16 protein-coding genes and 1 tRNA gene are annotated in these 11,541 nt (G+C 63.7%); 11 read left to right on the forward strand and 6 right to left on the reverse strand.

Features of this window, described 5'->3' with window-relative positions; translation table 11 throughout:
• Nucleotide 1: 1 nt before the first annotated feature.
• From NKI15_RS05665 to NKI15_RS05690, 6 genes are all read left to right on the forward strand, one after another.
• Entirely contained in the window at nt 2-487 is a 486-nt protein-coding gene (locus NKI15_RS05665; protein WP_023669283.1) for a UPF0262 family protein, read from the forward strand.
• Entirely contained in the window at nt 475-939 is a 465-nt protein-coding gene (locus NKI15_RS05670; protein ID WP_081725519.1) for an arsenate-mycothiol transferase ArsC, read from the forward strand. Before NKI15_RS05665 ends, NKI15_RS05670 begins: the two co-directional genes overlap by 13 nt.
• A 185-nt stretch (nt 940-1,124) precedes the next feature.
• Entirely contained in the window at nt 1,125-1,343 is a 219-nt protein-coding gene (gene infA / locus NKI15_RS05675) for a translation initiation factor IF-1 (protein ID WP_006200926.1), read from the forward strand.
• Between the two features lie 19 nt (nt 1,344-1,362).
• Nucleotides 1,363-1,989 (forward strand): Maf-like protein, encoded by a 627-nt coding sequence (locus tag NKI15_RS05680; RefSeq protein WP_023681911.1) that lies wholly within the window; start codon nt 1,363-1,365, stop codon nt 1,987-1,989.
• Nucleotides 1,986-2,177: a DNA gyrase inhibitor YacG gene (gene yacG, locus NKI15_RS05685; protein WP_023669280.1), complete on the forward strand. Its 192-nt coding sequence runs from the start codon at nt 1,986-1,988 to the stop codon at nt 2,175-2,177. The genes NKI15_RS05680 and yacG overlap by 4 nt, the downstream gene beginning before the upstream one ends.
• Before the next feature lie 214 nt (nt 2,178-2,391).
• Nucleotides 2,392-2,467, forward strand: a tRNA-Phe gene (locus NKI15_RS05690).
• A gap of 69 nt (nt 2,468-2,536) precedes the next feature.
• Here NKI15_RS05690 and NKI15_RS05695 read toward each other — a convergent pair.
• Together NKI15_RS05695 and NKI15_RS05700 are read right to left on the reverse strand one after the other, a co-directional pair.
• Nucleotides 2,537-3,136: an SOS response-associated peptidase family protein gene (locus tag NKI15_RS05695; protein ID WP_352885812.1), complete on the reverse strand. Its 600-nt coding sequence runs from the start codon at nt 3,134-3,136 to the stop codon at nt 2,537-2,539.
• Between the two features lie 60 nt (nt 3,137-3,196).
• Nucleotides 3,197-3,460, reverse strand: coding sequence for a DUF982 domain-containing protein (locus NKI15_RS05700; protein WP_023745324.1), 264 nt, complete (start codon nt 3,458-3,460; stop codon nt 3,197-3,199).
• A gap of 188 nt (nt 3,461-3,648) precedes the next feature.
• Here NKI15_RS05700 and NKI15_RS05705 point away from each other — a divergent pair, with 188 nt between their 5' ends.
• Nucleotides 3,649-4,107 (forward strand): hypothetical protein, encoded by a 459-nt coding sequence (locus NKI15_RS05705; RefSeq protein ID WP_352885813.1) that lies wholly within the window; start codon nt 3,649-3,651, stop codon nt 4,105-4,107.
• Between the two features lie 89 nt (nt 4,108-4,196).
• Here the strand turns inward: NKI15_RS05705 and NKI15_RS05710 are convergent, their stop codons facing one another.
• Nucleotides 4,197-4,406: a DUF768 domain-containing protein gene (locus NKI15_RS05710; protein WP_023669673.1), complete on the reverse strand. Its 210-nt coding sequence runs from the start codon at nt 4,404-4,406 to the stop codon at nt 4,197-4,199.
• A 28-nt stretch (nt 4,407-4,434) separates the two neighbouring features.
• The gene (locus NKI15_RS05715; RefSeq protein ID WP_023669672.1) at nt 4,435-4,596 is read right to left on the reverse strand and encodes a hypothetical protein; all 162 of its coding nucleotides are present in this window, start codon (nt 4,594-4,596) and stop codon (nt 4,435-4,437) included.
• Nucleotides 4,597-4,744: 148 nt separating this feature from the next.
• Between NKI15_RS05715 and NKI15_RS05720 the strand changes: the two genes are divergently transcribed.
• Nucleotides 4,745-5,497: a pseudouridine synthase gene (locus NKI15_RS05720; RefSeq protein ID WP_023816204.1), complete on the forward strand. Its 753-nt coding sequence runs from the start codon at nt 4,745-4,747 to the stop codon at nt 5,495-5,497.
• A 22-nt stretch (nt 5,498-5,519) separates the two neighbouring features.
• Here NKI15_RS05720 and NKI15_RS05725 read toward each other — a convergent pair whose 3' ends face one another.
• A complete protein-coding gene (locus NKI15_RS05725; protein WP_023669670.1) occupies nt 5,520-6,101 on the reverse strand; it encodes a histidine phosphatase family protein in 582 nt (193 codons plus the stop codon).
• Between the two features lie 135 nt (nt 6,102-6,236).
• Complete coding sequence (locus NKI15_RS05730; RefSeq protein ID WP_023669669.1) at nt 6,237-7,571, reverse strand: dicarboxylate/amino acid:cation symporter; 1,335 nt, start codon at nt 7,569-7,571, stop codon at nt 6,237-6,239.
• A gap of 232 nt (nt 7,572-7,803) precedes the next feature.
• Here NKI15_RS05730 and NKI15_RS05735 point away from each other — a divergent pair, with 232 nt between their 5' ends.
• The 3 genes from NKI15_RS05735 to NKI15_RS05745 all read left to right on the forward strand — a co-directional run bounded on the left by NKI15_RS05735 (nt 7,804) and on the right by NKI15_RS05745 (nt 11,541).
• Nucleotides 7,804-9,663, forward strand: coding sequence for a sensor histidine kinase (locus NKI15_RS05735; protein WP_023669668.1), 1,860 nt, complete (start codon nt 7,804-7,806; stop codon nt 9,661-9,663).
• The gene (locus NKI15_RS05740; RefSeq protein ID WP_352514541.1) at nt 9,660-11,009 is read left to right on the forward strand and encodes a sigma-54-dependent transcriptional regulator; all 1,350 of its coding nucleotides are present in this window, start codon (nt 9,660-9,662) and stop codon (nt 11,007-11,009) included. Before NKI15_RS05735 ends, NKI15_RS05740 begins: the two co-directional genes overlap by 4 nt.
• A gap of 184 nt (nt 11,010-11,193) precedes the next feature.
• A complete protein-coding gene (locus tag NKI15_RS05745; protein WP_032885862.1) occupies nt 11,194-11,541 on the forward strand; it encodes a hypothetical protein in 348 nt (115 codons plus the stop codon).

Raw genomic sequence — 11,541 nt, forward strand, 5'->3', positions numbered from 1 at the left:
GATGGCGGACGGCGATCAAACCCGCGCAAGGCTGATCGATGTCGAGCTCGACGAGTCGATCGGCCGTTCGACGCCCGATGTCGAACATGAGCGCGCGGTGGCGATCTTCGACCTGATCGAAGAAAACAGCTTTCAGCCGGTCAATGATGACGGCGCCGGGCCTTATCGGCTGAAGCTCTCGCTGGCCGAATCCCGGCTGGTGTTTGCGGTCGCCCGCGAGGATGGTGCTGATGTCGTCACCCATATCCTGTCGCTGACGCCGCTCAGGCGCATCGTCAAGGACTACTACCTGATCTGCGAAAGCTATTACGACGCCATCCGCTCTTCGACACCGAGCCATATCGAGGCGATCGACATGGGCCGGCGCGGCCTGCACAATGAAGGCTCGCAGACGTTGATGGACCGGCTGGCCGGCAAGATCGACATCGACTTCGACACGGCGCGGCGGCTGTTCACGCTGGTCTGCGTGCTGCACTGGCGGGGTTAGACCTGACTGGGGCGCCCCGCTCGATCCTGTTCTTGTGCGGCATGAACGCCGTGCGCTCACCGATGGCCGAGCAGCTGGCGCGGCGCATGCTGCCGCCGGCCACTTTCGTCGCCTCTGCCGGCGTGCACAGGGGCGAGCGCGATCCGTTCGTCGACGCGGTGCTGGCCGAAGAGGGCCTGACGCTGGGCGAGCGCCAGCCGCGCTCGATGGACGATCTCGAGGACGATTATTTCGACCTGATCGTCACCCTGGCGCCGGAAGCCCACCACGCCGCGCTCGAACTCACCCGCTCGCTTGCCGTCGACGTCGAATACTGGCCGATGCCGGATCCGACCGATGTCGGCGGCAGGCGCGAGCAGATCATGGCCAGCTATCGCGACGTGAGAGAACGGCTGAAAGCGCGCATCAGCCGACGTTTTCTGCTTCCGGAGGTAAAAAACGCGGCGGATTGATGCATGTCGCTCAAAAGCGGTCCCGGTTTTGAGACAACGACATGCATAAAACGAAACCTTGGAGCGCGTCGCATATGACGCGATCTAAGCGTGTTCACAAGCGCACGATTATCATATAGGTTCCGCCGAAATTCCGGCCTGGGCGCTCCAGGGCGCCGGAACTGCAATCCAAGCAAAGGTATCGAATGCCGAAGGAAGAAGTCCTCGAGTTTCCGGGTGTCGTGACGGAATTGTTGCCCAACGCGATGTTCCGGGTGAAGCTCGAAAACGAACACGAGATCATCGCCCATACGGCTGGCCGCATGCGCAAGAACCGCATCCGTGTGCTGACCGGCGACAAGGTCCTGGTCGAGATGACGCCCTATGACCTGACCAAGGGCCGCATCACCTACCGTTTCAAGTAACAGTCCGGCGCGAACCGCGATGAGCATCCTGCAGAAGCTCGTGCTTGCCTCTGGTTCGCCGCGCCGGATCGAACTGTTGCAACAGGCCGGCATCGAGCCGGACCGCGTGCTGCCAGCCGATGTCGACGAAACGCCGCTGCGCGCCGAACATCCGCGCTCGCTGGCCAAGCGGCTGTCGAAGGAAAAGGCCGAGAAGGCGCTGGCCTCGCTGAAAAGCGAGGAAGACTATGCGCCAAGTTTCGTGCTGGCCGCCGATACGGTGGTCGCGGTCGGACGCCGCATCCTGCCCAAGGCCGAGACGCTGGACGACGCCGCCAATTGCCTTGGACTGCTTTCGGGCCGTTCGCACCGGGTCTATTCCGGCATCTGCCTGATTACGCCGGGCGGCAAGCTGCGCCAAAGGCTGGTTGAATCCAGGGTACGCTTCAAGCGGCTTCCACGCGAGGAGATCGACGCCTATGTCGCCTCCGGCGAATGGCGCGGCAAGGCCGGCGGCTATGCCGTCCAGGGTCTCGCCGGTTCGTTCGTCGTCAAGCTGGTCGGCTCCTACACCAACATTGTCGGCCTGCCGCTCTACGAGACGGTGGCGCTGCTTTCGGGCGAAGGCTTCAAGGTCCACACCAGCTGGCATACCGCGCGGCCATGAGCCTGGACGATAAGGTCACACCACTGCGCCCGAAGCGCCCCTGCCCCGAATGCGGCAAGCCGTCGGCGCGCGAGACCTATCCGTTCTGCTCGAAGCGCTGCAAGGACATCGACCTCAACCGCTGGCTGAAGGGCGCCTATGTCATCACCGCGCGGGATGACGAGGACGAGAGCGACGAGCCGAAGTAGGGTTTGGGCGGTGCCGGCCGCGCAATTCCACTTCGCCGACCTTACGCAATTGCTGCTTTGCCGGCGTCGGTATTGTCTGCGACAATTGCCCCGGAAAATCAGCGCTTAGGCGCTGGACAGGCCGGATTCCCGTGCTATAACCCACGCGCTTTCAAGGGGTGCCCCACGGCGCTTTCCTGAAATCCGGTCAGGCGATGTCTCGTTTGCCGGCGAGGCCCAGATAGCTCAGTTGGTAGAGCAGCGGACTGAAAATCCGCGTGTCGGTGGTTCGAATCCGCCTCTGGGCACCAGTTTTCTTTGAAGACATCAAATGCTTGATCTCGGCCTGCCGGCTGTGCCGGCAAGCCTGCGCAACCGAGTTATGAACTTTCGGGGCGCACGGTCTCCACGCGCAGCGAGCCGGCTGGAAGCGGCTGCAGCAGTTCGGCTTCCGGCTTCGTCAGACTGAGCCAAGCCGCCCAATCGCCGGGCCGAAGCACCACGACCTGCCGACTGTGATAGGGCGCAATATCCGGTCCAGGCTCGGTTGTCAGCATGGTGAAGGTTGGCGGCTTGTTGCCGGCAGCTTCACGCCAAAGCCCTGCGATGGCCATGAACGGCGAGCCGTTGAGCGTGAAGCGATGCTTTGCCTTCGGATACTTCGTGCCCGTGAACTCGAAGAAGGCGGATGCCGTCACGAGGCAGCGTTTGCTGCCGGCGAATTGCCGGCCTTCGGAGCGGAAGTTGAACACTGGTCCGCCTTTCGGGCCGGCCAGCGGAAATCCAAACGTCATCGACGTCAGTTCAACAACGCCAGTGTCGCCGGCGGCGCGCATGATCGGGGCTGGATCGTTGATATGGATGTCATCAACCCGCGGCAGGTCAAGTTCGGTCTGATGGGTCGGGATCTCGAGTGCCAGCGACTCCAGCATCCGGCAATATTCAGCCCAGAGAATATGCTGCTCATAGTCGTTGCACATGGAAGGCTCCCGACCGGTCTGCCAGTTTACCTCACGCCAAACAAAGAGGCGATGGACCGCTCAACCCTCGCGGTCGCGCTCGACCAGTATATCGGCCTCGATCGCCGCGTTGACGAAGGCGGCGCGGGCATAGCGCGCCTCTTGAAGGCCTTCCAGAACGCCAAGGCAGGCTTTGCGGGCGGCGACGTGATAGCCGCCTGTCTTCACGGGCCATCGGTTCATGAGGATGTCAGCGGCCTGCGCGACACGCTCCACCTTGTAGATCATGTTTCTGGACCTGCCGAGCGCCACGCGAACCGGCTCATCGAAATGCTGATCTTGCATGCTTCCCTCCGAACGCGATCGCGAGTCAATTCGGGGGAGGCAAGTTCGGTTCCACGGGAGCGATTTGCCAACGCAATAAACCCGCCTTCTGAAATCACTTTGCGCGCATCGGCCAAATGGCGGATTTGATTTGCTTGGTGATCCCCTTTCCCTGGGGCAAACTGCCTGCCGGGGCTGCAGGAGGAGAAATGCGAGCACGCGCAGCTACGATCGGCGACCTCGAAAGTGTTTTCCGGGATTTGTCCACGCGGATGTCGGACGAGTATGTGGCCGCCGGCAAGGACAGCAAGGTTGCCTACGACAATTTGATGATGAATTTGAAGGAAGGCCGGGCGCACGCGCTGGTCGAGGGCGACAAGACGGTGGCGATCGTCGCCTGGCACGAGAACAGCGACGCCGCCGACACGCTGTTTGCCGCGCAGGAGGGTTTCTTCAGCGCCGCGACGGTCCGCTTCTGCAGGCGCCACATCCGCCACATTCAGGCGCTGGCCGGCAACCTTCCCATCCACTCGCGCAGTTGGCTGCAGCGGGCGGACGTCGGCAAATGGTTCCGCGTCATCGGTTATGTCGAACGCGGCCGGGAGAACGGCGCCACTGTGTTCGAACTGCCGCCGGCACGGGCCGCGTCAGCTGCGCGGGCTGCCTAGGGCTGCGCACCCACGGATGCCATCACGGAAAAGCCCCCGCCAGGATGGCGATGGGCCAATATCGCCTGCAATGGGCTCATATCGGGGGCTCAGATATCGGGCTGATCCAGCGCCTCGAAAATCACCCGTTCCAGCGGACCGAGATCCTCTTCGATCTCGCTGACCTCAAGGCCTAAATGCCGAGCATCCAGGGCAGCTCGCGTGGTTAGGGTTCGAGCCGTTGCCTTGTCGGCAGGCAGTTCGCCCGGCAGGTGCTCGTGGATCCAGCCCTGCAGGAAATCAACGCCGCGCTCGCTCATCGATTTATCCCTTCCCTTATCTGGGGGATCATTCCCCCAGAATGACCCCAGAAGCGACGATCTGAGCCGTCAGGCTGGTGAGCCTGCCTCGCTTCACGAGCGTCGGCTTTTGGTAGATTTTCTTCATGGCGGTGCCTTTCGCGACAAATCGCTCGTCGGCAACAACGTCCGTCGCGGGGCAGCGTTCCATGGCGGGCTGTTGAGCCCGACCCCCTGACACATCGTATTTGAGAACAGCCCCGCTCCCGCGACCCGTGATGTTGATGCCGCGGCAGGTTGCGAAGCCAATGCGGGGCGTGGCATTTGTCGATGCCGATCATTGGGATGGCAAGCAGGACATGGCACGGCCACCAGACATCGCCCGACACCAGGCCGCCAAGGCAGGCGTTAGCCTGAACCGGGCGCTTTCCAAACTCGGCCTGTGTTCGCGCAAGCAGGCCGAGCTGCTGATAGCCGAAGGGCGCGTGCGGGTTGGCGGCAAGGTGGTGCGCGATCCGTCGCTGCGTGTCGATCTCGGCCGCGACCGCATCGCTGTCGACGGCGAGCAGATCGTCGGCGAGGCAAAAGTCTACCTGATGATCAATAAGCCGCGCGGACAGGTCACCACGCGCGATGACCCGCAGGATCGTGGCACCGTCTATAACTGCCTGGTGGAACTGGAGTTGCCTTTCGTGTCGCCGGTCGGCCGCCTCGACAAGGCCAGCGAAGGCCTGTTGCTGATGACCAACGACACGCGCTGGGCCAACCGCCTGCTCGATCCGGCCTCGCATGTCGCCAAGACCTATCATGTCCAGATCGGCACCGCGCCCGACGAAGCGATGCTGGCGCGCTTTCGCGACGGAGCGATCGTCGACGGCGAACTGCTGACCGCAAGTTCGATCGAACTGCTGCGCAGCGGCGGCCGCACTGCCTGGCTGGAAATCGTGCTCGACGAGGGCCGCAACCGCCAGATCCGCCGCCTGCTCGGGGCATTCGATATCGAGGTGCTGAGGCTGGTTCGGGTGGCGATCGGCGGTTTGCAGCTCGGCGAACTCGCCAAGGGCAAGGCGCGGCATCTGACATCGGAGGAATTGGCGGTGCTCGCGCGTTAAGAGGCAGGCTTGCCGCGAAACCCTACTTCTGGTTCCACCTGCGTATCACCGGCTCGCTCAGATCGTGCTCATAGCCGAGGATGCTGAGGCTCGCGGTATCAAGTACGAAGTGCGCACCGCCTTCGGGTGGCAGACCGAGCCAGCGCGCGGCCAGCACGCGCAGGAAATGCGAGCTTGAAAACACCAGCACATTGCCCTCGATTGCCCGCAGCCCGGCGATGATCCTGTCGGCCCTGGCGCCAACATCCGCTACCGACTCGCCGTCGGGACAGCCGTCACGGAACAATTGCCAGCCGGGGCGCTGCACAACAATCTCCTTGGTCTTAACGCCCTCATAGGCGCCATAGTCCCATTCCTGCAGGTCGTCCTTCTTGACGGCAGCAGCGCCGAAGCCGGCAAGCGTGCAGGTGCTGAAGGCGCGCTGCGACGGGCTCGACCACACCGCCTGGAAGGACAGATCCTTGAGCCGGTCTGCCACGCCGCGAGCTGCCGCCTCGCCCTTTGCCGTCAACGGTATGTCGGTGCGGCCGGTGTGTTTTCCCGAAGCGCTCCACTCCGTCTCGCCGTGACGGACGAGGTAGATTTCGGGGTACGGATTGCTCATGCGCCGGCCTTTCGGTTTTACGTCCGCACCCTACCCGGGAGGGCCCGGCCAGCGCCAGCCACGTGCAGGCGGAAAAGGAAAGGCCGCAACCGAATCGGCTGCGGCCTTGTGCTCAAACGTCAGTGCCCGGAGCGGTCAAGCGGGCTGCAGATCGCCCGACAGCGCCAGGTCGGCTTCCTCGGACAATGTGCCGGCCATGGCGGCGGCGAACTTGGTCTGGTCGAGTTCGCCTTCCCAGCGCGCCACAACGATCGTCGCCACTGCATTGCCGACGAAGTTGGTCAGCGCCCGGCATTCCGACATGAAGCGGTCGACCCCTAGGATCAGCGCCATGCCGGCAACGGGTACCGTAGGCACGACAGAGAGCGTGGCGGCCAGCGTGATAAAGCCGGCGCCGGTGATGCCGGCGGCACCCTTGGAGCTCAGCATGGCAACCAGCAGCAGCAGAATCTGGTCGCCATAGGTGAGCGGCGTATCGGTCGCCTGGGCGATGAACAGCGCCGCCAGCGTCATGTAGATGTTGGTGCCGTCGAGGTTGAAGGAATAGCCGGTCGGGATGACCAGGCCGACCACCGAGCGGTTGCAGCCGGCGCGCTCCATCTTGGCCATCAGGCCGGGAAGAGCGGCTTCCGAGGACGAGGTGCCGAGCACCAGCAGCAGCTCTTCCTTGATGTAGCGGATCAAGGCGAGGATCGAGAAGCCGTTGTACCAAGCGACAGCGCCGAGCACGACCAGCACGAAGAGCAGCGACGTCAGGTAGAAGGTGCCGATCAGAAAGGCGAGGTTGGCAATCGCGCCGATGCCGTATTTGCCGACGGTGAAGGCCATGGCGCCGAAGGCGCCGATGGGGGCGGCCTTCATCAGGATGGCGACCAGGCGGAAGATAGGCGAGGTCAGCGCCTGCAGGAAATCGACGACCGGGCGGCCGCGCTCGCCGACCAGAGCGAGAGAGATGCCGAACAGCACCGAGAAGAACAGCACCTGCAGGATGTCGCCTTGCGCGAAGGCGCCGGTGATGGTGTCGGGGATGATGTTGAGCAGGAAGCCGACGATGGTCGTGTCATGCGCCTTCTCGGTGAAGGTGGCGACCTTCGAGGGGTCGAGCGTCGCCGCATTGATGTGCATGCCGGCGCCCGGTTGGACGACGTTGGAGACGACCATGCCGACGACCAGCGCCAGGGTCGAAAAGACCAGGAAATAGATCATCGCCTTGCCGGCGACGCGGCCAACCTTTTTCAGGTCGGAGACGCCGGCAATGCCTGTGGTCACCGTCAGGAAGATGACCGGCGCGATCACCATCTTGACCAGCTTGATGAAGGCATCGCCGAGCGGCTTCAGCGAAGCACCGAGTTCGGGATAGAAATGACCGAGCAGGATGCCGGCGGCGATCGCCGTCAGGACCTGCACGTAGAGATGACGGTAAAAGGGTAGCTTGCCGCGCGGTTCGGCGGCAGCGAATGCTGGCTGCATGACGTCCTCCATGGCGCCCCGATCGAAAGCTCGACCTCCCGGGGCAAGTTGTTTCCGCAGCCTCGCGACTGCTGTACTGGTCACTGCAACTGCCGTGCCAGACTGAGCGGCATTACCGTATCCATTGATTTTGTTGGAGATCTTTGTCGACCGAGCTGGTGCGCCGCAACCGCAAGTGCGGACATCCGCATGACTGAATTGTGCTTTGTGCGAAATCATGCACAAATAGGGAATGCTGCAACGCCCTGCCGCGGTCCTGTCGCCGACGCCCGAGCAACTCGGCAAACGCGCGCGTCGCGCCTGGCTGCTGTTTGCGGCGATCGCGCTGGTGATCGTTGCCACGGCGCTCACCGGCGCCGGCCTCTACTCGCGCCGCGCCGAGGTCGCGGCACTGGCGGCGCAAGGCCGCACCGATGCCAATCTGAAGGTTGCGTTGCTGCGCGCCGTGCTGGAAAGCCCGCGGGCGCTGCCGCTGCTCTTGTCCGAGGACCAGCAGGTGCATGACGCCCTGCAGAACAAGGGCGCTGTCACGATCGACGTGCTCAACCGCAAGCTCGAAGGGCTGGTCTCCGGCACCAAGGCTTCGGTGCTTTACGTCACCGGCGTCGACGGGTTTGCGATCGCCTCCAGCAACTGGCGCGAAACAACCAGCTTCGTCGGCAACGACTATGGTTTCCGCGCCTATTTCTCCGGCGCCATGCAATCGAGAACGGCCGAATATTTTGCGCTGGGCAACATCAGCAAGCGCCCGGGCCTCTATATTTCGCGTCGCGTCGGCAATGCGGCGGCACCGCTCGGCGTCGTCGTCGTTAAGATGGAATTCGACCAGCTTGAAGCCGACTGGCATGAGGCCAACCGGCCGGCCTATGTCAGCGACGACCACGGCGTCGTGCTGATCACCAGCGTGCCGTCCTGGCGCTTCATGACCACCGCGCCGCTGACCGGCCCGGTGGCTGCCGCCATCCGGAGCAGCCAGCAATTCGGCAACGCGCCGCTGATCCCCTTGCCGATCACACGCCCCGAGGCATTGAGCCCTGACGTGTCGATGGTGCATGCGATAACACCGGGCGGCAGCGATGCCGAATATCTCAGGCTTTCGACACTGGTCCAATCGACGCCATGGCGGCTCGATTATCTCGTGCCGGTCGAAGCGCCGATCGCGGCTGCGGTGCGTGAGATGCGGCTGCTGGCGCTGGGCGTCGTGGTGCCGTTGCTGGCGCTGGCCGGCTATCTCCTGTGGCGCCGTCAGTCGGCGCAGATGCGCATCGCTGCCGAACAGGCAGCGCGCATCGAGCTTGAGCGCCGCGTCGTCGAGCGTACGCATGACCTCAGCCTGGCGCGCGACCGGCTGCAGGCCGAGATCACCGATCACCGCAGCACCGAAGCCAAGCTGCAGGTCATGCAGCAGGAATTGGTGCAGGCCAACCGTCTTGCTACCCTCGGCCAGGTTGCCGCCGGGGTCGCGCATGAGATCAACCAGCCGGTGGCGACGATCCGCGCCTATGCCGACAATGCGCGTGTGTTCCTGGAGCGCAAGCAGACCGCCTCGGCCGAGGAGAACCTTGGCGCGATTGCCGCGCTGACCGAGCGCATCGGCGGCATCACCGAAGAGTTGAAGGTCTTTGCCCGCAAGGGGCGCACGGCAGCCGAACCGGTCGAATTGCGCGGCGTCATCGAGGGCGCCGTGGTGCTGCTCAGAAGCCGCTTTGCCGGTCGGCTGGACGCACTCGATATCACGCTTCCGCCGGTAACGCTCAAGGTGATGGGCAACCGGCTGCGGCTCGAACAGGTGCTGATCAACCTGTTCCAGAATGCGCTGGAAGCGCTGGACGGGCGCGACGGCGCCAGGGTGCAGGTGTCGGCCCAGGAGACGGCCGACGGCGTGGCGCTTGCCGTCGCCGACAATGGGCCGGGCATTTCGCCTGCCATCCTCAAGTCATTGTTCACGCCGTTCAACACCTCGAAGGAAAAAGGCCTCGGGCTCGGCCTCGTCATCTCGCAGGACATCGTCGCCGACTATGGCGGACGCATCGAGGTGGCGAGCGACCAGGCCGGCACGCGCTTTACCATTCACCTCGCCAGGGCAGCATGATGGACACCGCACCGGTCGTATTGATCGACGACGATAGCGAATTGCGGAGGGCCACGCGGCAGACGCTGGAACTCGCTGGTTTTTCCGTCTCGGCCTTTGCGGTGGCGAACGAGGCGCTGGCCGGGCTCGACGCCAATTTTCCCGGCGTGGTGGTGTCCGACATCCGCATGCCCGGCATTGACGGCCTGCAGCTCTTCGACCGCGTCTTGCAGCTTGATGCCGACATTCCGGTAATCCTGGTCACCGGGCATGGCGACATCGCGGTTGCGGTCAAGGCGATCAAGGATGGCGCCTACGACTTCATCACCAAGCCTTTCGCCGCCGACCGGCTGGCGCAAAGTGTGGCACGGGCGGCGGAAAAGCGCCGGCTGGTGATGGAGAACCGCGCCTTGCGCGAAAGCGCCGAACAGGCGCAGGACGGCCTGCCGCTGATCGGGCAGACGCTGGCGATGGAGCGATTGCGCCGGACGCTGCGGCAAATCGCCGATACCGATGTCGACGTTCTGGTGACCGGCGAGACCGGCTCAGGCAAGGAGGTGGTGGCGGGCCTGCTGCATCGCTGGAGCCGCCGCGCCAAGGGCAATTTCGTGGCGCTGAATTGCGGCACGCTGCCGGATACGGTGATCGAAAGCGAACTGTTCGGCCATGAGGCCGGCGCCTTCACCGGCGCACAGAAGAAGCGCATCGGCCGCATCGAGCATTCGAGCGGCGGCACGCTGTTTCTCGACGAGATCGAAAGCATGCCGGCCTCGACCCAGGTGCAGATGCTGCGGGTGCTGGAAATGCGCGAGGTGACGCCGCTCGGCACCAATGAAATCCGGCCGGTCGACCTGCGCGTCGTCGCCGCCGCCAAGGTCGATCTCGGCGATGCCAGCCGGCGCGGCGCCTTCCGCGAGGATCTCTACTACCGGCTCAATGTGGTGACGATCTCGATCCCGCCGCTGCGCGAACGCCGCGACGACGTCGCCCTGCTGTTCTTCTACTTCGCCGAGCGTGCAGCCGCCCGCTTCCGCCGGCAAATGCCAGCCGTGCCTGCCTCAGTGCACCGCCACCTGAGCCAGCACGACTGGCCGGGCAATGTGCGTGAACTCGCGCATTTCGCCGAGCGTTTCGTGCTTGGACTGGAGGAAGCGGCGCAAGCGCCACCTTCCGCATCGGCGGAGCCGGATGACGCCAGTTCATTGCCGGAACGGCTGGAACGCTATGAGGCCGATGTCATCCGCGAGGCACTTGGCCGCAATGACGGCGATGTCCGGCGCACGATCGAAGCGCTCGGCATTCCGCGCAAGACCTTCTACGACAAGCTGCAGCGGCACGGCATCGTGCGCAGCGATTTTTCCAGGTAATTCATTTTCCAGGCAATTCAGGCGTGTGGAACCAAAGCAGGGTAGATTTTGTGAACCGGCGCAAAAAAACCGTGGCAAGTCGGCATCAGAAAGTGTTGAAGACCGCATCGGTGGCCTTCGGCAAGGCGCGATCCGGTTGCGCTTGGCGGATGTTGATGATTTGTTGCCGGTCAGCGGAGAATGAATGATGCGAGAACCTGTCGGTCAAGATGAATATGGATCGACCAACCCGTTCGATCCGGACGATCTGACGAATTTGAACGCGATCGGCCCGGCCATGGGCGGCGGCAACGACTTCGAGAAATACGCCGTTGCCGTGATCATCGTCTTCGGCGCGCTGATCATTGGCGGGCTGATGGCCGCTTCCATGACCTTTGGTCACCGGAACGGCTTCCTGTTTGCGCTTGGCGGCGCAACCGCGGCCTGGATATCGGGCAATGCGCTGCTCCTCGACCGTCCCCGCATCTACGCGGCGTTCGTCGTGATCGCGGCGCTGATGCTCGTCGGGTCGACGCTTACGCTCGTCCTCTGA

It is taken from the genome of Mesorhizobium sp. M0862, assembly GCF_040319795.1.
GTDB lineage: Bacteria > Pseudomonadota > Alphaproteobacteria > Rhizobiales > Rhizobiaceae > Mesorhizobium.

Excerpts from the sequence above, each read along its gene's own strand:
- infA (WP_006200926.1), top strand. The coding sequence starts at position 1,125 with ATGCCGAAGGAAGAAGTCCTCGAGTTTCCGGGTGTCGTGACGGAATTG.
- NKI15_RS05725 (WP_023669670.1), bottom strand. The coding sequence starts at position 6,101 with ATGAGCAATCCGTACCCCGAAATCTACCTCGTCCGTCACGGCGAGACG.
- NKI15_RS05715 (WP_023669672.1), bottom strand. The coding sequence starts at position 4,596 with ATGGAACGCTGCCCCGCGACGGACGTTGTTGCCGACGAGCGATTTGTC.
- NKI15_RS05665 (WP_023669283.1), top strand. The coding sequence starts at position 2 with ATGGCGGACGGCGATCAAACCCGCGCAAGGCTGATCGATGTCGAGCTC.
- NKI15_RS05730 (WP_023669669.1), bottom strand. The coding sequence starts at position 7,571 with ATGCAGCCAGCATTCGCTGCCGCCGAACCGCGCGGCAAGCTACCCTTT.
- NKI15_RS05745 (WP_032885862.1), top strand. The coding sequence starts at position 11,194 with ATGATGCGAGAACCTGTCGGTCAAGATGAATATGGATCGACCAACCCG.
- NKI15_RS05740 (WP_352514541.1), top strand. The coding sequence starts at position 9,660 with ATGATGGACACCGCACCGGTCGTATTGATCGACGACGATAGCGAATTG.
- NKI15_RS05705 (WP_352885813.1), top strand. The coding sequence starts at position 3,649 with ATGCGAGCACGCGCAGCTACGATCGGCGACCTCGAAAGTGTTTTCCGG.
- NKI15_RS05710 (WP_023669673.1), bottom strand. The coding sequence starts at position 4,406 with ATGAGCGAGCGCGGCGTTGATTTCCTGCAGGGCTGGATCCACGAGCAC.
- yacG (WP_023669280.1), top strand. The coding sequence starts at position 1,986 with ATGAGCCTGGACGATAAGGTCACACCACTGCGCCCGAAGCGCCCCTGC.
- NKI15_RS05720 (WP_023816204.1), top strand. The coding sequence starts at position 4,745 with ATGGCACGGCCACCAGACATCGCCCGACACCAGGCCGCCAAGGCAGGC.
- NKI15_RS05695 (WP_352885812.1), bottom strand. The coding sequence starts at position 3,136 with ATGTGCAACGACTATGAGCAGCATATTCTCTGGGCTGAATATTGCCGG.
- NKI15_RS05700 (WP_023745324.1), bottom strand. The coding sequence starts at position 3,460 with ATGCAAGATCAGCATTTCGATGAGCCGGTTCGCGTGGCGCTCGGCAGG.
- NKI15_RS05680 (WP_023681911.1), top strand. The coding sequence starts at position 1,363 with ATGAGCATCCTGCAGAAGCTCGTGCTTGCCTCTGGTTCGCCGCGCCGG.
- NKI15_RS05735 (WP_023669668.1), top strand. The coding sequence starts at position 7,804 with ATGCTGCAACGCCCTGCCGCGGTCCTGTCGCCGACGCCCGAGCAACTC.